We start from the raw sequence: 18,788 nt of genomic DNA, 5'->3' as shown, positions 1-18,788 counted from the left end.
ATAAGGCCTTTGCTTGCTGTATGATCGAAAATGTTGCGGGCGGAACCCACCGCCCCGACGCAGAGAAAATGAGCGAGGACAGGACATAATGAGCGTTTCGCAAAGCCGCGAGGGGACCAGTTCCACCCACAGGCTGATCAAGAAATACCCCAACCGCCGGCTTTACGATACCCGCACGAGTTCCTACATCACATTGTCCGACGTCAAGGAACTGGTCCTTGAAAACGCGGAATTCCAGGTGGTCGATGCCAAGACCGGCGACGACCTGACGCGCAGCATCCTCCTGCAGATCATCATCGAAGAAGAGAGTGAAGGCGTGCCGATGTTCACGTCCGACCTGCTGTCGCAGATGATCCGTTTCTATGGCAATGCGATGCAGGGCATGATGGGTAAATACCTTGAAGGCAATATCAAGGCATTCACCGACGTACAGTCCAAGCTACAGGATCAGGCACGCGCCATCTACGGCGACAACAATGCCATGAGCAAGGATCTGTGGGCACAATTCCTGAATTTCCAGGGCCCTGCCATGCAGAGCATGATGGGTGCCTACATGGAACAGAGCAAGCGCATGTTCGTGCAGATGCAGGAACAGATCGAACAGCAGACGCGCTCGATGATGTCCGGCTTCAAGTTCCCGGGTTTCACGCCGCCACAAGGCGGCGACAAGGGTCCGCCGCCGGCCAAGTAAGCGGCGACGGATGGCCGGACGCACCACCAGGAGCCGATCCGCAGGGTCGGCTCTGTCGTTTGCGGACATGCCGCGTTGATCAATGCCTGCCTGCTTGCCAGCCGACTTGTGCTGGTGCCGATGACGCCTGACGACGTATCCGATCTCGCACTGATCGCAGCCGACACGTCGATCTTCCGCTACATCCCCGACATTGCGCTGCCATTCGACGCCGGGCGCTGGGTGCGCAGCGTGATTGCCAACGACGCGCACCGCATCAAGCATGTGATCCGTCTCAGGACCGGCGAGCCGGTCGGCTTCCTGCAACTGGGGCAGCGGCGCAACGGCGACCTGCAGATCGGCTATTTCCTCGCCCGCGCACATTGGGGTAACGGATTTGCACGCGAAGCCTGTCTGTCCGTACTCGGGTTTCTCGCCAGTCTGGGTGACGAACACCCGGTGCATGCTGCAGTGCATCGCGACAATGTTGCGTCGCTCCGCATGCTCGGATCGATGGGCTTTCGCCGCCTCGATTCAATGCCGCCCCGCGCCGATCTGCCGCCCGACATGATCGATCACGTCCGGCCGTCGTTCTGAGCGGTCCGGGACGAGCGGGGCGGTATACTCGCCTGTTGATTTCCTATCGAGTGCTTCATGAGCAAGAATCCGAGTGTGGGCTTCCTCAGCCTGGGGTGTCCCAAGGCCACGGTAGATTCCGAATCCATCCTGACCCGGCTGCGCTCCGAGGGCTACGACATTTCACCGACCTACGACGGTGCAGACATCGTCGTGGTGAATACCTGTGGCTTCATCGATGCCGCGGTGGAGGAGTCGCTGGACGCGATCGGTGAAGCCCTGGCCGAGAACGGCAGGGTCATCGTGACCGGCTGCATGGGCGCTGAAGGACCGAAGCGCCAGCAGGTGCTGGAGGCGCATCCGCAGGTGCTGGCCGTGACCGGTCCGCACGCAACCGAGGAGGTGATGAATGCCGTACACCTTCACCTGCCCAAGCCGCACGACCCGTTCACCGACCTGGTGCCGCCTCAGGGCATCCGCCTGACGCCGTCGCACTATGCCTATCTGAAGATTTCAGAGGGCTGCAATCACCGCTGCAGTTTCTGCATCATTCCATCGATGCGCGGCGATCTGGTCAGCCGGCCGATCGGTGACGTGATGCGCGAAGCGGAAACGCTGCGCGACGCCGGCGTGCGCGAACTGCTGATCGTGTCGCAGGACACCAGTGCCTACGGCGTTGACGTGAAATACCGCACTGGCTTCTGGGGCGGCAAGCCGCTGCGCACCAAGCTGTACGACCTGGCCAGTGCGCTGGGCGAACTGGGCATCTGGGTGCGCATGCATTATGTATACCCGTACCCGCACGTCGATGACATCCTGCCGCTGATGGCGGAAGGCAAGATACTTCCCTATCTCGACGTGCCATTCCAGCACGCCAGCCCGCGCATCCTGAAGGCGATGAAACGCCCGGCCAATGCCGAAAACAATCTGGAGCGCATCCGCGCCTGGCGCGAGGTCTGTCCGGACATCACGATACGCAGCACCTTCATCGCCGGCTTTCCGGGCGAAACGGACGCCGAATTCGAAGAGCTGCTGCAGTTCCTCGGCGAAGCGCGGCTGGATCGCGTTGGCTGTTTCGCCTATTCCCCGGTCGATGGCGCGACCGCCAACGATCTGCCGGGTGCGGTGCCGGAAGAAGTGCGTGAAGAGCGCAGGCAGCGTCTCATGGAGTTTCAGGAAGACATCAGCACGCAGCGGCTGGAAGAGAAGATCGATCGTGAAATGATCGTCCTGGTCGACGAGGTCGATGACGATGGCGCCGTGGCGCGCAGCGAGGGCGACGCGCCGGACATCGACGGTCTGGTGCACATCCTCGACGGCCAGGATCTCGAGGTCGGGGACTTCGTGCGCGTGCGCATCACCGACTGCGACGTGCATGACCTGTATGCCGAACTGGTCACCGAGGACTGACGATGGAGCGCGAGCGCATCGCTGACGCGCTCGCCGGGCTGCGCGACATCGTCGGCGACGCCCACGTGCTGACCGCCGCAGCCGATACCGCGCCGTACTTCACAGACTGGCGCGGCCGCTACATCGGCGATGCGCTGTGCGTCGTGCGCCCGGCAACGACCGAAGCGCTGTCTCGCGTCGTGCGGCTGTGTGCCGACGCCGGGCTGCCCATGGTGCCGCAGGGCGGCAATACCGGCCTGTGTGGCGGCGCAACGCCGCGTGCAGGGCAGGGGGAGGTGCTGGTCAATCTGTCGCGCCTGAACCGCATCCGTGCGCTGGATCGCGACAACGCGTCGATCATTGTCGAAGCCGGCTGCAAACTGGCTGCCGTTCAGGCGGCTGCGCGCGACGCCGGACTGCTGTTTCCGCTCAGCCTCGCGTCGGAAGGATCGTGCGAAATAGGCGGCAACCTGTCGACCAACGCAGGCGGTGTGCATGTGTTGCGGCATGGCAATGCACGCGACCAGTTGCTCGGGCTGGAAGTCGTACTGCCCGACGGTCGTGTGTGGGACGGGCTGCGCGCCTTGCGCAAGGACAATACCGGCTACGACCTCAAGCACCTGTTCATCGGCGCCGAGGGTACCCTGGGCTTCATCAGCGCCGCCGTGCTGAAGCTGGCGCCGTTGCCGGCGCATTCGGCGCTCGCCTGGGTGGCGCTGGACGATGCGCAGCGCGGCATCGATTTGCTGGCGCAGCTGCGCACGCATGCAAGCGATGTGCTGAACGCCTTCGAACTGATCGGGCGCGAGGCGCTGGCGCTGGTACTCAGGCACATGCCCGACACGCGCGACCCGTTGTCCGGCGTTGCGCCCTGGTATGCGCTGGTCGAAGTGTCCGGCAACCAGCCCGGGCTTGATGAGCGCCTGGGCGAGCTTCTGGGGGCCCTTATGGCGCAGGGAGCGATGCGCGACGCGGTGATCGCACAGGATCTCGCGCAGGCGGCTGCACTGTGGGCGCTGCGCGAGAACATTTCCGAGGCGCAGCGCATCGAGGGCTTCAGCGTGAAGCACGACATCAGCGTACCGGTCAGCGCGATTCCGTGTTTCATCGATCGGGCCGGAAAACGCATCGTTCAGGCTTTGCCCGGCGTACGTATCGTGGTGTTCGGCCATGCCGGCGATGGCAATCTGCACTACAACCTGTCCTTCCCGCAGGCGGAAGACAACGCGCGGCTGCTGGCCGACGCAGTCATCGCCAACGCACTGGTCTATGAAACGGTGCGCGACCTGGCGGGATCGGTATCCGCCGAGCACGGCATTGGTCAGCTCAAGCCGCAGCTGCTGACCGCATGCAAAAGTCCGGTTGAGCTCGACCTGATGCGCTCGGTGAAGCACGCACTCGATCCGCAAGCCCTGATGAATCCGGGGAAGCTGCTGCCACCGCCTTTGATCTGATCGCGCACTGGCCGCGGATAGTCAGATTCGCTACTCACACGGAATGTACGTGCCGGTCGGGCAAAAATAATCGCCCGGCTCACTTTACAAAGCGTCCGGACTGCTTATAATGCGCGTCTCTTTCGACGGGGGTATAGCTCAGCTGGGAGAGCGCTTGCATGGCATGCAAGAGGTCAGCGGTTCGATCCCGCTTACCTCCACCAGGCGAAAGAGAAGAAGCAAAGCAGCAAAAACTAGGTCCCCATCGTCTAGAGGCCTAGGACACTACCCTTTCACGGTAGGTACCGGGGTTCGAATCCCCGTGGGGACGCCAGTGATTCTGCTGGTCAGTCAAGTGAGTCCGGAAATGCTAGTGCCGGCACCAACAAGGAGTGGTAGTTCAGTTGGTTAGAATACCGGCCTGTCACGCCGGGGGTCGCGGGTTCGAGTCCCGTCCACTCCGCCAGCAATAATCGGGGCACAGCATGTGCTCCGGTCAAAGGAAGGGCCGCTTACGCGGCCCTTTTCTTTTTCCCTCTCTTCACCGCGTTTCGTTGCGATCGATCGCAGCCCGGCGATTCAGAACAGTTCGATTGCGCCGGAGTTGTCGACTTCGAGCAATTCGTCGCTGCGCAGCAGCGCCTCGTGCGAATGCACCTGATTGCGACCGTGCTTCTTCGCGTGATACACGGCGCGGTCGCCTCGGTCGACTGCGCTGCTCGCATTATCCATTTGGCGGACCCGGGTGAATCCGACGCTCGCGGTGACCGTGCCGACCTGCGGGAAGCTGAAGCCGGCGAGCTGTTCGCGAAAGAACTCGAAGGCGAGCATGGCTTCACCTTCGTGTTCGGCGCGCAACAGCACGATGAATTCTTCGCCGCCGAAACGATAAAGCTGTTCGCTCTGGCGAAACGCGCTGCGCAGCAGACGCGCAACCAGCAGCAACACTTCGTCGCCGATCAGGTGGCCGAAATTATCATTCACCCGTTTGAAATGATCGACATCGATGACGCCCAGCCACCATGACAAGGGTCTGTCGTCTTTTGTCGGTTCAATGCATTTGATGAACTGCTCATCGAAGGTCTTGCGGTTCAGCAGGCCCGTCAGGCTGTCTCGCTCGCTGTAATCGAGCAGCGTGATCTGGTTGCGATAGATCTTCAGCAGACCGCTCACCAGCCGGAGCTGCACCGGCAGCAGTGGCTGTTCGCTGATCAGTTCGATGATGCCGAAGCGTCGCGGTCCGGCCCATACGGCAAAAAGATTGAGCCACGGCCCGTCATCGGCGCGCAGCGGCAGATCAAGCAGCGGTTCGTCCTGTGCGAAAGCCTGCTCGAACTGAGGACGCGACGTCAGTTGTGGCAGTGCTTCGAGCGGCGTCCAGGATGGGTCTGCCGCAATCATGCCTTGACCTTTTTCCATTCCGGCCTGCAGCAGAAGGCGCAGGTCTGATCCATCGCCGACGCAGCGATACAGATTCAGGCGCAGCGGGTCGAGCCAGTCCCCGAGCACCGAAACAAAGGTGCTGTCGATGAGATCGCGGTCGCGGTATCCGGTGAGATTGGCGACTGATCCGATGAGATCTGACATAGACGGCGATTTGCCCGGGAAGGAGGGATTCGCTGTAACTATCGGCCCTGATCCGCCAGGACTTTAGGGCGTCGAAGGTTTCGAACATCTCGGCCGCCCGGGAGCTCCGCCAGCGCGGTGCAGTGATACGCTCCGTCTTCCCCGTACATGACGGATGCCGCATGCCTGTCCAGATTCTCGACTCCCGACCTCGCCTCCGCAAGACATTGATCGGTTTGATCATTTTTCTTGTTTTGTTCGGTCTGTTCGGCTTCTTTGCGGCGCCGCACATCGTGCGGTCAATGGCGGAAAAGCATGGCTCGGAATTTCTCGGACGGCAGCTCACGCTGAAAGAGGTGTCGATCAATCCCTACACGCTCGAACTGTCACTGTCCGGCCTGCGTATCCTGGAGTCGAACGAGGAAACCGAAGCGCTGAGTCTTGCCAGGCTCGCGGTGGATGTGGAGTGGTCTTCACTGTTCCGTGGCGCGCCGATCGTACGCTCGGTAGAGATCGATCAGCCGCGCGTCCGGCTGGCGCGCATTGATGCATCGACCTACAACTTCAGCGACGTGCTGAACAAGATTCTCGATCAACCTTCGACCGACGACGAGCCAGCGCGCTTCTCGATCAACAACATCGTGCTGCGCGGTGGCCACATCGACATCGATGATCAGCCACTGGGGCGTCAGCACACGATCAGCGACATCGAAATCGGTCTGCCCTTCGTGTCCAATCTGCCATCCGACATAGCGCTTCATGTCGAACCGTCGATCTCTGCGCGGGTCAACGACGCCGCGTTTGCGTTACAGGGCAAGGTGCGGCCCTTCATCGACGAGCGCGAAGCGACGCTCAAGCTCGAACTGAAAGCGCTGGGCCTGGCGCGAAGCGACGAGTATTCGCCGGTACCTCTGGATTTCCGCATTGCCACCGGCACGCTTGATACCGACATCGAGATCGGTTTCCGGCAGCCTTTGAAGGGCGAACCGCGCATCACGCTGCGCGGTACCCTGGGCCTGCACGATCTGAAAATCGACGACAAGTCCGGTGCAGCGTTGATCAAGCTGCCGGCGCTCGACGTCGTGCTGAACGAAATCGAACCGCTGATCGGCAAAGTGGACATCGCCAGCGTCCGCATCGACCAACCGGACATTGATGTCGCGCGTGCAAAGGACGGCCGCATCAACCTGTTATCGCTCGTGCCTTCTGCCAGGTCGGAGCCAGCCGACGCCGCGCCAACCGATACCCCGGCCGCTGCGTCGCAGGCAGCAGCGACGACGAAGCCGGACATCAAGATAGCGCTGTTCGAAGTGGTGCAGGCACGCATCGGCGTCATCGACGCGCTGCCGGCACGCCCGTTCGCCTTCGTCGTCGAACCGATCGACATCGTGCTGCGCGACTTTTCGCTGCAGGGGGACGCGCCGGCCACGCTGGTCGTCGACGCGAAGGGCGATGGCGGCCTGCAGGTCACGGTGGATGCCCGTGTGACAGCCTCGACAATGAGCGCCGAAGGCGAGCTGACGGTCGCCAGCCTCGACATCCCGCGCTTTGCCGGCTATCTGCCGCCTTCGCTGGACTTCATCATCGAACAGGCGCAGGCGCGGCTGGGTACCAAGCTGAAGGTCGCGCTGATAGAGGGTGTGCCACAGGGCCAGGTGACGGTGACCGAAGCGGGCGTGGCCGGGCTCAAGCTGGTGCGCAAGGGCGCGAAGCAGCCGTTCGCACAGGTGGACGACATCGTGCTGTCCGGCGCGACGGTGGATCTCGCCGCTCGTACGGTGAAGGTGGATGCGTTCGACATCGTGCATCCGAAATTGCGCGCCGCGCGCGAAGCCGATGGCAACATCGATGTCGCGGGACTTGTCACGGCGTCGTCCCCGCCGACGGCCGCAGCGCCGACCGCAGGCGACTCGCAGCCGCAGGGTGCCCCCTGGACAGCCTTGCTCGGTGCCTTCCGACTGAAGGACGGTGCCGTCCGGTTCGAGGACCGCACGCTGACCAAGCCAGGCGTGGTCGAACTGGACAAGATCGCGCTGACGGTGGACAACATCGGCACCGACAAGACCCTCAAGTCGCGCATCGATCTGGCGTTCCGGGATGCGGCGGGTGGCCTGTTCGGTGCGCGCGGCGGCTTTTCGCTGCAGCCCGTGTCGGCCAATCTGAAACTGGACGCGCGCCGTCTTGATTTGCTGGCCGGACAACCGTGGATGGCAGAGCGGCTCAACGCCGAGTTGCTGCGCGGCAATGTCAGCCTGCGCGGCGACCTTGGCTTGCAGGTCGCGCCGGCAGGTAGCTGGGCCCTGTCGTGGAACGGCGAGACGACGGTGGCCGACGTGCATCTGACGGACAGGATCCACGCCTCCGACCTGCTGAAGTGGCGCTCGCTGTTCATCGGTGCGGTGGCCTTGAAGCTCGACAGCAGCAAACCCGACTTGCTGTCGTCGCTGTCGGTCGGCGAGGTTGCGCTGTCCGATTATTTCGCCCGCGTCATCCTTTCGAAAGAGGGCCGTCTCAATCTGCAGGACATCGTGAAGCAGCCGGCCAGCGCCCCCACGTCGGTTGCGCCGCCGGCCGCTCCGGTCGTTGCCGCGCCACCGGTGACAGCCAACCCACCGGTTACGCCCAAGCCGCCGGCCTCACAGAGTGCAGCACTGGCAAAGATGATCGATGCTGCGCGGCCGCCGGTCGACGTGAAGACGATCGTGCTGCAGGGCGGGCAGGTCGATTTCAGCGATTTCTTCATCAAACCGAACTATCGCGCGCAACTGTCGAAACTCGGCGGACGGGTGTCCGGCCTGAGTTCGAAGTCGGGTACCGCAGGCGAAGTCGAACTGCGCGGCGTGGTCGAAGGTTCGGCGCCGATCGACATCACGGGTCGCATCAACCCGCTGGCCGGGCCGCTGTTCCTCGACATCAAGGCGAATGCGCGCGGCATCGAGCTGGCGCCGCTGTCGCCCTACTCGGGCAAGTATGTGGGCTACGGCATCGAGAAGGGCAAGCTGAGCGTCAGCATCGCCTACAAGATCGAGAATGACCAGCTCACGGCACAGAACAATGTGGTGCTCGACCAGCTCACCTTCGGCGCGCCAGTCGACAGCCCGGATGCGATCAAGGCGCCGATTCTTCTGGCGGTGTCGCTGCTGAAGGACCGCAACGGCGTCATCGACATCAATCTGCCGATCAGCGGTTCGCTGTCCGATCCGCAGTTCTCGATCGGCGGTCTGGTGGTGAAGGTGATCGTGAACCTGATCGTCAAGGCGGTCACATCGCCGTTTGCGCTGCTCGGATCGCTGTTCGGGTCCGACGCCGACCTCGACCACGTCGCGTTCGAGCCTGGGCGGGCTTCGCTCGGCGACACCGCGCGCAGCAAGCTCGATACGCTCGGCAAGGCACTGACCGACCGGCCGGCGTTGAAGATCGAAGTGACAGGCCGCACAGACCGAGAGACCGACGCCGAAGGCTATCGCCGCGCGCTGCTCGACAACAAGGTGAAGGCGGTCAAGGCGGCGAAAAGCAAGCTGCCGGTAAATGAAGTGGTGGTCGATCCGGCCGAGTACCCGGATCTGCTTGAAGCGGTCTACAAGGCAGCCTCGTTTCCGAAGCCGCGCAACATTGTCGGTCTGACTAAAAGCCTGCCGGTCAGCGAGATGGAAACGCTCATCCTGACCAACACCGACGTCAGCGACGAAGACCTTCGCCTGCTTGGTCTGGCGCGCGCGCAGGCGGTGAAGGACTATCTCACGCAGCAGGCGAAGATCGACGATGCCCGGCTGTTCGTCATTGCGCCCAATACGGGCGCGAAAAACGGCGAGAAGACAACGGATGCCAAGGCATCACCGGCTCGCGCCGATTTTTCGATCAAGTAGCTGTCACGCGGGATGCGAACCGCCTGCTTGACAGCCGACGTCAGCGGCCTGCTTCCTGTGCCGGGATGATGTGGGCGATCTGTTCGGTCGCCTCGCGCGTGCGTTCGGACAGCGTACGCACCTCGTCCGCCACAACAGAGAAACCGCGTCCGGCATCGCCGGCACGCGCCGCTTCGATTGCCGCATTGAGTGCAAGGCGGTTCGTCTGGCTGGCAATGTCGCGAATCGTGGTGACGATTTCGTGGATCTTCTGCACGTTGTCCTTCAATTGCTGGCGCTGGTTCAGTTCCAGTTCCTGCAGATGGCGTTCGTTCAGTTCACTGTCTATGCTCGTCAGCGCGCCGACGGCACGCAGCGGTGTGCCATCGTCAGCGCGCCGGGTGCGGCCGCGGGCGCGGAACCAGCGGTACTGGTTGTCCTTGCAGCGCAGCCGGTAGTCGATGCAGTAGGGCGTGCGACCGCTGCGGTCCATCAGATGATCGATGAAGGCCTTGAACACGGCCTGCTTCTCGTCCGGATGCAGGCGCGAGGCCCAGCTGTCGAGTACGTTCGGGAATTCCTCTTCGGTCTCGAAGCCGACCAGCTGCCTGAACTGGTCCGACCACCAGAATGTATTCGACGGATTGACCGGGTCGCCGGCAACGACATCCAGATCCCATATGCCGTCATTGAGCATTTCACTGGCCAGCGTGAAACGGGTCAGCGTGACATCCAGCATGGCTTCATCTTCGCGGCGCTGCGTGATGTCGGTCAGCGAACCGGCGATGCGCAGGGACTGGCCTGAGGCGTCGAAGGCCGTCACGACGCGACCGCGTATCCAGCGGTAGCTGCCATCCTTGGCGGCGATCCGGTACTGCATGTCGGGCCAGCTGCCATCGCGCCGGTTGCACCACGCTTGACTCAGTGCTTCAAGCGTCGCCTTGCGGTCATCCGGGTGCAGGCGGCTCGACCAGCTTTCGAGCCGGTTCGGAAAGTCGGCTTCACTGTCGAAACCCAGCATGTGGCGCACGGTATCGGACCACCACACATGCGCTTTCAGGTCCAGCGTACGGCTGTCGCCGGGAGTGGCTTCCCACAAACCCGCACCGGACACCGACGCCATCATGTCACCGCGCATCCGTGCCTGATCGCCCGCCTCGCGGGCTTCAGTCAGTTCAGCCTTGGTTGCCGCAAGATCGCCTTCCAGTTGCCGAACCTGCTCTTCTCCGTTGTGCAGACTCTTTTTCAGGCCATTCAGCGCACTCGCCAGCGAACCCAGCAGCGCGCGCTGTCGTGCGCCACCTCCGGCCGGAGGTGCATAGCCGTCGCCACGCGATGCGTTGTCTGCAAACTTCTGGATTTCCTGATGCAAGTTCGACCCGAAAAGGCTGTTCAGCATGTTTTTATTCCCCCGTTATGCGTCCGCTTGTGGCGAACCTGTAGCAAGGCGATCGGCGCGCCTTGTGGATTCGTGGTTAGCGGACACTAGGGCCGGATACTTGAAGCATTTCGTCACACCGCAGGGACGATGATTGCGCAAAGAAATTCCGGATTTCGGGGTGCGACATGCTGCGCAGCAGATGACGGGCAGAACGCCAGCGGCATCCGCCCGTCAGGCGGTCAGCCATAACGCAGTTCGGTGGCCTTGCCCCAGAACACGCGATGCGCGAAGACGGTGTAACCCAGGATGGCCGGCACCGTGAAGGCGCAGCCAGCCAGGATGAGGTTGAGGGCAGCCGTCGAACTGGCCGCCTGCCAGATGGTGATGCGGTCCATCACCACATACGGATAAAGGCTGTAGGCGAGACCCAGCCCACCCATCAGGAACACGCCGATGGTCAGGATGAAAGGCAGCCAGCAAAGCGTGCCCAGCGCGCGCGTGCCCGACAGGGTCCACCAAAGCGCCACGAAGCAGGCGAGGGTGGCGAAAGGTATGGGCAGCAGGCCGATCAACTGCGGCAGGCTGAACCAGCGTTCGGCCACGGTGCTGCTGACCCAGGGCGTGGCCAGCGAAATGAGCCCCATGCCGATGATCACCGGTATCAACGCAGTCTTGCCCCACTGTGAAGCACGACGCTGCAGCTCGCCATCTGTCTTGAGCACCAGCCAGCTGGCGCCCATCAACACGTAGGCGCAGGGCAGGGCGATGGCGATGGCCAGCGCGAACAGATCGTAGACCATGCCTTCCGCAAAGCCGGTGATGAAGCGTCCGAGCATCCAGCCCTGTGCCACCGACGTGACGGTCGAGCCAATGAAGAAGCCGCGATTCCACAGGGGTTTGTGGGTGTCCTGTGCCTTGACCCGGAAATCGAAGGCGACCCCGCGCAGGATGAGCCCGATCAGCATCAGCGCGATCGGCAGATAGAGCGCGGTCATCACCACACCGTGCGCCTTCGGGAAGGCGATCAGCAGGATGCCGACTCCGAGCACCAGCCAGGTTTCGTTGGCGTCCCAGAACGGCCCGATGGACGCGATCATCATGTCCTTCTGGCTGTCGTCGGCTCGATGCAGCAGCATGCCGACACCCAGATCGAAACCATCCAGCACCACATAGAGGAACATCGACAGACCCATCAGGCCCATGAAGATGACCGGCAGAAATTCGGCCCAGGTCATGCGTCACCTGCCTTGCGCGCCAGCTGCGCGCCACCGAGTACAGCTGCGCCACCGGTTGGCGCCGGGTCATAGGAGTCGGACGGCTTTTCAGCCATGTAACGCAGCACGCCGATGTAGCAGGCGATCAGCGCAGTGTAGGTGACCAGATAGCCGGCCAGCGTGAGCGCGATGTAGGGCGCAGGCGTCGAGGACGCGACGTCGGCAGTCTTGATCAGACCCTGCACGATCCATGGCTGACGGCCGATTTCGGTCACGTACCAGCCTGCGACGGTGGCCACCCAGCCGGAAAAGGTCATGCCGGCGATCGACGCCATCAGCCAGCCCGGCGCGCGTTCGGGCTGCCACCCATGGCGGCGCAGCATCCAGCAACCGACCCAGCTGACCAGCAGCATCAGCGTGCCGACGGCGACCATGATGCGGAAGCCGAAGAACAGTGGTTTCACCGGCGGATGATTCTCGAACTCGTTCAGGCCTTTCAACTCGCCATCCCAATCATGCGTCAGGATGAACGACGCCATCTTCGGAATTCCGATCGCCAGATCGTTGCGTCGTTCCACCTCGTTCGGCAGCGCGAACAGAAGCAGCGGGGCGCCTTTCTCCGTTTCCCAGACGCCCTCGATCGCAGCGATCTTCTGCGGCTGGTGCTGCAGGGTGTTGAGGCCATGCATGTCACCGACCACGATCTGCACCGGAATCAGCAGGGCGGCCAGCGTCAGTGCGGCACGCAGCGCCACCGCACTGGACGGGTTGGCCTTGCGCCGCAGTACCTGCCAGGCCGAAACGCCCGCCACCAGGAAGGACATGGTCAGGAAGGAGGCCAGCAGCATGTGCGTGAAGCGCCACGGGAACGACGGGTTGAAGATGATTTCCAGCCAGCTCGTGACATGGAACTCGCCGTCTATGATTTCGTAGCCGACCGGCGTCTGCATCCAGGAGTTGAGCACCAGTATCCAGAAGGCGCTCATCGTGGTGCCAAAGGCGACCAGGAAGGTGGCCAGCATGTGAACGCGCTCGCTGACCCGGCCGTGGCCGAACAGCATGACGCCGAGGAAGGTCGCCTCGAGGAAGAAGGCGGTCAGCACCTCGAAGCCCAGCAGCGGACCCGCGATATTCCCGACCTTTTCCATGAAGCCTGGCCAGTTGGTACCGAACTGGAAGCTCATCGTGATGCCGCTGACCACGCCCAGCGCGAAAGTGAGCGCGAAAACCTTGGTCCAGAAGCGGTAGGCCGTCAGCCAGGGGCGCTGGTTCGTCTTCAGCCAGCGCCAGCGCATGAACAGCAGCATCCAGCCGAGCGCGATCGTGATGGTCGGAAACAGGATGTGGAAGGTGATGTTGGCCGCAAACTGGATGCGTGCCAGCAGGACGGGATCGAGATCCATCAGGTCACTCCTTGCTGCCGGATTTGAGCTGGCCGGTCAGTTCCAGCAGTTTCTGCACCTTCGAACCCATGCGCATCAGTTTGGCGAGTGTCTGGGCATCGAGCCGCTGCACATCGTCGAACCAGGTGCTCATCAGATCGATCAGATCGTGCATGCTGCGCATGCGTTCCTGCGCAATGCGGTCAGCTTCGCTGCCCGGCTCTTCAAGCAGCGCGCTGCGCAGCATGGACAGTGTCGGTTCCATTTCACGCCGGCGGCGTTCCTCTGCCAGGGTGCGGAACACTTCCCAGGCATCCGTAGGGGCCTCGAAGAACTCCCGCCGATCGCCGGCGACGTGCTTCATCTTCACCAGGCGCCAGGACTGCAGTTCCTTCAGTCCCATGCTGACGTTCGAGCGCGAACAGGCGAGCGTGTCCGCGATCTCGTCGGCGCACAACGCGGTCGGCGACACGAAGATCAGCGCGTAGATCTGGCCGACCGTGCGGTTGATGCCCCATCGACTGCCCATTTCGCCGAAGTGGCCTACAAAGCTCTGTACCAGCGGTGTCATCGAAGGATGGATTGCAAGGGCTGATTGCGGTTTCGTTAATGTACATCAAATTTCAGTAAATTCTGAAACTTCGATAATTTCATCAGGAAGAAGTCATCCGACTGCAGGGTTGCGGCGTCTGGACATCAAGGGCGAAGACTTGAGGCCCCGGTCTTGCTACAATCTACGGTTGTCCTTCTACGTCCCGCAGCATTTTTCCGGAGATTCACCATGGCAGCAGAACGCACCCTTTCGATCATCAAGCCCGATGCCGTCGCCAAGAACGTGATCGGCAAGATCTATCAGCGCTTCGAAGACGCAGGTCTCAAGATCGCCGCATCGCGCATGACCCAGCTGTCGCGCGCCGAAGCCGAAGGTTTCTACGCCGTGCACCGCGAGCGTCCTTTCTTCAAGGATCTGGTCGATTTCATGATTTCCGGCCCGGTGATGATCCAGGTGCTGGAAGGCGAAGGCGCCATCCTGAAGAACCGCGACCTGATGGGTGCCACCGATCCGAAGAAGGCTGCGCCGGGCACCATCCGCGCCGATTTCGCCGATTCGATCGACGCCAATGCCGTGCATGGTTCGGATGCGCCGGAAACTGCCGCCGTCGAAATCGCCTACTTCTTCCCTGCGCTGAACGTCTACTCGCGCTGAGAGCCGCCGCGTGATCCGCACCAACCTGCTGCAGTTCGACGCTGAAGGGTTCGCAGACTTTTTCGCCGGTCTTGGCGAAAAGCCCTTCCGCGCGCGGCAGGTCATGCGCTGGATTCACCGCAACGGCGAGGGGGAGTTCGCTCAGATGAGCGACGTCGCCAAGGCGTTGCGCGCGAAACTCGAACAGATCGCCTGCGTGGAGGCACCGGTGCCGGTGCGCGACAGCACCAGCACCGATGGCACGCGCAAGTGGCTGCTCGATGTCGGCGCCGGCAATGCCATCGAAACCGTCTTCATTCCCGAAGAGCGCCGCGGCACGCTGTGCATTTCGACGCAGGCCGGTTGTGCGCTGGACTGCGCGTTCTGCTCGACCGGCAAGCAGGGCTTCAACCGCAATCTCGAGGTATCGGAGATCATCGGTCAGCTGTGGCTGGCCAATCGTGCGCTGGGTGCCGTACGGGGTGGCGAGAATGATGGCGATCGCGTGATCTCGAATGTCGTGATGATGGGTATGGGCGAACCGCTGGCCAATTTCGACGCTACGGTGAAGGCATTGCGACTGATGCTTGACGACAACGCCTACGGCTTGTCGCGCCGCAGGGTGACGGTGTCGACCTCCGGCATCGTGCCGGCCATGGACCGCCTGGGCGAAGCCTGCCCGGTCGCGCTGGCCGTGTCGCTGCATGCGCCGAATGACGCGCTGCGCGACGAACTGGTGCCGATAAACAGGAAGTATCCATTGCGTGAACTGCTGGCCGCCTGTGTGCGCTACCTCGATCACGCACCGCGCGATTTCATCACCTTCGAGTACGTCATGCTCGACGGCGTGAACGACAGCGACGCCCATGCGCGCGAGCTGGTCGCGATTGCGCGTCAGGTGCCGTGCAAGTACAACCTGATTCCGTTCAACCCGTTTCCTGCGGCGCCCTTCGGACGGTCGTCGAAGGAGCGCATCCGGGCGTTTTCGGACATCCTGATGGCGGAAGGCATCGTCACGACGACGCGCAAGACGCGCGGCGACGACGTCGACGCCGCTTGCGGGCAACTTGCCGGCCAGGTGCTCGACCGCACCCGACGTACGCAGAAAACCATTCCACTCGTGGAGGTTCCAGCACGGTGACCAGATTTTCAGCAGGCGTTGCGACCGTCCTGTCATTCGCTGTTTTGCTCGCCGGATGTGCCGGCGGCCAGAGCGGAAATACAACCGGCTCCACGGGCAGCAATCCGAATACGACCACCACCGTGCAGAGCCGTACCGGTGCGCAGTCTTCGGAATACAAGCCGATCGAACCCATCGTCACAGGGGCAGCGCGCACACGCGCGAAGTCGCATACCGAATTGGGCATGGCTTATCTTGAGGCAGGGAATGTCGCGATCGCGCTGGAAGAAGGGCGCACCGCGCTGCGCGACGACGCGTCCTACGGCCCGGCCTACAACCTGATGGGTCTCGCCCACATGTATCTTGGCGAGAAGCAGCAGGCGCGTGACAATTTCGAACGTGCATTGCGTCTGGCGTCAAGCGATCCGGACATCAACAACAATTTCGGCTGGTTCCTTTGCCAGGACGGCGACACCGCGCGGGCGATGCAGCTTTTCAACGAGGCGATCAGGAACCCGCTGTATGCCACGCCGACCCGGCCATACACAAATGCGGGGCTGTGCGCACTGCAGGCGAATGACCTGCAGACGGCCGAAGTCAATTTCCTGCTCGCGATCAACGCCGATCCAGGCAATACGCAGGCGATCTACAACCTGTCGGCATTGCTTTATCGCAAGGGCAGCTATCTCGAGGCGCGCAAGCAATTGAGCAATTTCCACGCGCAGCGCGATTCGGTAGCGGAAAGTCTCTGGCTTGCAGTGCGTATCGAACGCAAACTGGGCGACAAGGTGTCAGAGGCAGGTTTCGCTAGCCAGTTGCGCCGCCGCTTTGCCGGCACGCCTGAACACCAGCAACTGATGCAGGGGAACTACGACTGATGTCTGAGCAGGATGAGGTGGTCGATCTGCCGCGCGATCCGCCCACAGGTTCGGTCGGCACGCGACTGAGGCAGGCGCGCGAAGCGCGCGGCATGTCGATCGACAGTGTCGGGCGTGCGATCAAGCTGGCACCGCGTCAGGTCGAAGCCATTGAAGCAGACGATTTCAACAGTCTGCTGAGTCCGACCTATGTTCGCGGTTTCATACGCAACTACGCGGCACTGATCGGTCTGGATGCGCAGACGCTGCTGGGCAGTCTCGACCAGCAGCATGTACGTGCCACGCCGCAGCTGATCGAACAGGCCAATGTCGGTGTCGCCATGCCGGTGCAGTCTGCCCGGCGCAAGTGGCTGTTGCCGCTGCTGGCGATGAGCGTTCCGGTGCTGGCCGGTCTTGCGTTGTATGTATGGTTCGAATTCTGGCCGGCGGACGTGCCGGTCGCCGGTCAGACAGACACTTCCCGGATCGATCCGTCGCCGCTCGACGGTCCTGCGTCCGCAGACGCCACGGAAGGTGTCCGCTTCGATGTGGCCGATTCGTCGGTCAGCGATGTGCTGCCGCCACCGGTCGAATTGTCGAGTGATGCGGCCTCCGATGCGATCGTCCGCACCACGCCACCGGAAGCCGTTGCCGCGGCGGCACCTGGACAGCACCGGCTCGAGTTCACGTTCAGCACCGATTCTTGGGTGGAGATCCGCGATGCCAGTGACGCCATCCTGCTGTCGGACCTGAATCGAAGCGGTAGCACACGGACGGTGAATGCCACCTTTCCGGTCTCTCTGGTCATCGGAAACGCGCGTTCCGTGACCTTGAAGGTCGATGGACAGCCGCATGACCTGGCGCCGTCGATCAAGGTTGATGTTGCGCGACTGAGGCTCGAGTAATGGGTGATCAAGCTATGAGTTCGCTGGTCCGTCGTGCGACACGTACGGTCAGGGTCGCAGGCGTCACGATTGGTTCGGCAGCGCCGGTGGTCGTGCAGTCAATGACCAATACCGACACCGAGGACCACATTTCGACCGCCATCCAGGTGGCCCAGCTGGCGCGCGCCGGTTCGGAAATTGTGCGCATCACGGTAAATACGATGGAGGCCGCGGCCGCCGTGCCCAGGGTGCGCGAGCAGCTGCTGAAGATGAATGTGGATGTGCCGCTGGTAGGCGATTTCCACTTCAACGGCCACAAGTTGCTGCGCGAGCATCCAGCCTGCGCCGAGGCACTGGACAAGCTGCGCATCAATCCGGGCAATGTGGGCAAGGGCAGCAAGCGCGACGAACAGTACGCTGCGCTGATCGAAATCGCCTGCCGTTACGACAAGCCGGTGCGCATCGGCGTGAACTGGGGCAGCCTCGACCAGACCCTGCTGGCGCGCGTGATGGACGAAAACGCCCGCCGGCCGCAGCCCAAGGACGCCATCGAAGTGATGCGCGAAGCCATGGTGACATCGGCGCTGGAAAGTGCGGCGCAGGCGGTCGAATGGGGCCTGTCGCCGGATCGCATCATCCTTTCGTGCAAAGTCAGCGGCGTGCAGGACCTGATCGCCATCTACAGCGAACTCGCGAAGGGCTGCGATTACCCGCTGCATCTCGGCCTGACCGAAGCCGGCATGGGTTCCAAGGGCATCGTGGCGTCGACGGCGGCGATGGCGGTACTGCTTCAGCAGGGCATCGGTGACACCATCCGCGTGTCGCTTACGCCGGAGCCCAACGGCGATCGCACGAAGGAAGTGATCGTGGCGCAGGAAATGCTGCAGACCATGGGACTGCGCGCCTTCACGCCGATGGTCGCAGCCTGCCCGGGCTGTGGACGCACCACCTCAACCTTCTTCCAGGAACTGGCGTCCGACATCCAGAGTTACGTGCGCGACCGGATGCCTGACTGGAAAACGCAGTACGACGGCGTCGAGCGGATGACGCTGGCCGTGATGGGCTGCGTCGTGAATGGCCCGGGTGAGAGCAAGCATGCCAACATCGGCATTTCGCTGCCGGGCACCGGCGAAACACCGGTGGCGCCGGTATTCGAGGACGGCGAAAAGACCGTCACGCTGAAGGGCGACAACATCGCTGCCGAGTTTCGCAGCATCGTCGATGCCTATGTGGCCCGCACCTATACCAGGAAGATCGCCGGCACTACCGGCGCCTGAACACAGAA

The 18,788-nt window shown here is 62.5% G+C and carries 15 protein-coding genes and 3 tRNA genes; 13 read left to right on the top strand and 5 right to left on the bottom strand.

Annotated elements, in window-relative coordinates:
• Positions 1-88 precede the first annotated feature (88 nt).
• The 7 genes from phaR (at position 89) to BSY238_RS00260 (ending at position 4,534) form a co-directional block, all read left to right on the top strand.
• A complete protein-coding gene (gene phaR, locus BSY238_RS00290) occupies positions 89-691 on the top strand; it encodes a polyhydroxyalkanoate synthesis repressor PhaR (RefSeq protein WP_069037384.1) in 603 nt (200 codons plus the stop codon).
• Between the two features lie 75 nt (positions 692-766).
• Positions 767-1,267 carry a GNAT family N-acetyltransferase gene (locus BSY238_RS00285; RefSeq protein WP_069037383.1) on the top strand — a complete coding sequence of 167 codons (501 nt, stop codon included), beginning with the start codon at positions 767-769 and terminating at the stop codon, positions 1,265-1,267.
• Between the two features lie 57 nt (positions 1,268-1,324).
• Positions 1,325-2,656: a 30S ribosomal protein S12 methylthiotransferase RimO gene (gene rimO / locus BSY238_RS00280; protein ID WP_069037382.1), complete on the top strand. Its 1,332-nt coding sequence runs from the start codon at positions 1,325-1,327 to the stop codon at positions 2,654-2,656.
• A 2-nt stretch (positions 2,657-2,658) separates the two neighbouring features.
• Positions 2,659-4,089 (top strand): FAD-binding oxidoreductase, encoded by a 1,431-nt coding sequence (locus BSY238_RS00275; protein ID WP_190295038.1) that lies wholly within the window; start codon positions 2,659-2,661, stop codon positions 4,087-4,089.
• A gap of 127 nt (positions 4,090-4,216) precedes the next feature.
• Positions 4,217-4,292, top strand: a tRNA-Ala gene (locus BSY238_RS00270).
• Between the two features lie 34 nt (positions 4,293-4,326).
• Positions 4,327-4,402: transfer RNA gene (locus BSY238_RS00265), tRNA-Glu, on the top strand.
• A gap of 55 nt (positions 4,403-4,457) precedes the next feature.
• Positions 4,458-4,534, top strand: a tRNA-Asp gene (locus tag BSY238_RS00260).
• Between the two features lie 113 nt (positions 4,535-4,647).
• On the opposite strand, the gene BSY238_RS00255 is transcribed toward BSY238_RS00260, so the two are convergent.
• Entirely contained in the window at positions 4,648-5,655 is a 1,008-nt protein-coding gene (locus tag BSY238_RS00255; protein WP_069037381.1) for a GGDEF domain-containing protein, read from the bottom strand.
• Positions 5,656-5,816: 161 nt separating this feature from the next.
• Here BSY238_RS00255 and BSY238_RS00250 point away from each other — a divergent pair, with 161 nt between their 5' ends.
• Positions 5,817-9,500, top strand: coding sequence for a DUF748 domain-containing protein (locus tag BSY238_RS00250; protein ID WP_069037380.1), 3,684 nt, complete (start codon positions 5,817-5,819; stop codon positions 9,498-9,500).
• Between the two features lie 40 nt (positions 9,501-9,540).
• On the opposite strand, the gene BSY238_RS18965 is transcribed toward BSY238_RS00250, so the two are convergent.
• The 4 genes from BSY238_RS18965 to BSY238_RS00230 all read right to left on the bottom strand — a co-directional run bounded on the left by BSY238_RS18965 (position 9,541) and on the right by BSY238_RS00230 (position 14,027).
• Complete coding sequence (locus BSY238_RS18965) at positions 9,541-10,878, bottom strand: methyl-accepting chemotaxis protein (RefSeq protein WP_069037379.1); 1,338 nt, start codon at positions 10,876-10,878, stop codon at positions 9,541-9,543.
• Positions 10,879-11,099: 221 nt separating this feature from the next.
• Positions 11,100-12,095: a cytochrome d ubiquinol oxidase subunit II gene (locus BSY238_RS00240; RefSeq protein ID WP_069037378.1), complete on the bottom strand. Its 996-nt coding sequence runs from the start codon at positions 12,093-12,095 to the stop codon at positions 11,100-11,102.
• Positions 12,092-13,477, bottom strand: coding sequence for a cytochrome ubiquinol oxidase subunit I (locus tag BSY238_RS00235; protein ID WP_069037377.1), 1,386 nt, complete (start codon positions 13,475-13,477; stop codon positions 12,092-12,094). Before BSY238_RS00235 ends, BSY238_RS00240 begins: the two co-directional genes overlap by 4 nt.
• A gap of 4 nt (positions 13,478-13,481) precedes the next feature.
• Positions 13,482-14,027 carry a GbsR/MarR family transcriptional regulator gene (locus BSY238_RS00230; RefSeq protein WP_069037376.1) on the bottom strand — a complete coding sequence of 182 codons (546 nt, stop codon included), beginning with the start codon at positions 14,025-14,027 and terminating at the stop codon, positions 13,482-13,484.
• Between the two features lie 210 nt (positions 14,028-14,237).
• On the opposite strand from BSY238_RS00230, the gene ndk reads away from it, so the two are divergent.
• The 5 genes from ndk to ispG all read left to right on the top strand — a co-directional run bounded on the left by ndk (position 14,238) and on the right by ispG (position 18,780).
• Positions 14,238-14,663: a nucleoside-diphosphate kinase gene (gene ndk / locus BSY238_RS00225; RefSeq protein ID WP_069037375.1), complete on the top strand. Its 426-nt coding sequence runs from the start codon at positions 14,238-14,240 to the stop codon at positions 14,661-14,663.
• Between the two features lie 10 nt (positions 14,664-14,673).
• Positions 14,674-15,783 (top strand): 23S rRNA (adenine(2503)-C(2))-methyltransferase RlmN, encoded by a 1,110-nt coding sequence (gene rlmN / locus BSY238_RS00220; RefSeq protein WP_069037374.1) that lies wholly within the window; start codon positions 14,674-14,676, stop codon positions 15,781-15,783.
• 122 nt (positions 15,784-15,905) lie between these two features.
• Positions 15,906-16,640: a type IV pilus biogenesis/stability protein PilW gene (gene pilW, locus BSY238_RS00215; protein WP_223300210.1), complete on the top strand. Its 735-nt coding sequence runs from the start codon at positions 15,906-15,908 to the stop codon at positions 16,638-16,640.
• Positions 16,640-17,524 carry a RodZ domain-containing protein gene (locus tag BSY238_RS00210; RefSeq protein ID WP_069037372.1) on the top strand — a complete coding sequence of 295 codons (885 nt, stop codon included), beginning with the start codon at positions 16,640-16,642 and terminating at the stop codon, positions 17,522-17,524. Before pilW ends, BSY238_RS00210 begins: the two co-directional genes overlap by 1 nt.
• Positions 17,524-18,780 (top strand): flavodoxin-dependent (E)-4-hydroxy-3-methylbut-2-enyl-diphosphate synthase, encoded by a 1,257-nt coding sequence (gene ispG / locus BSY238_RS00205; protein WP_069037371.1) that lies wholly within the window; start codon positions 17,524-17,526, stop codon positions 18,778-18,780. The genes BSY238_RS00210 and ispG overlap by 1 nt, the downstream gene beginning before the upstream one ends.
• Positions 18,781-18,788 lie beyond the last annotated feature (8 nt).

This window comes from Methyloversatilis sp. RAC08 (genome assembly GCF_001713355.1).
Lineage (GTDB): Bacteria > Pseudomonadota > Gammaproteobacteria > Burkholderiales > Rhodocyclaceae > Methyloversatilis.
Note: the sequence above shows the minus strand (reverse complement) of the source record. Positions and strands in the feature narration are given on the sequence as shown.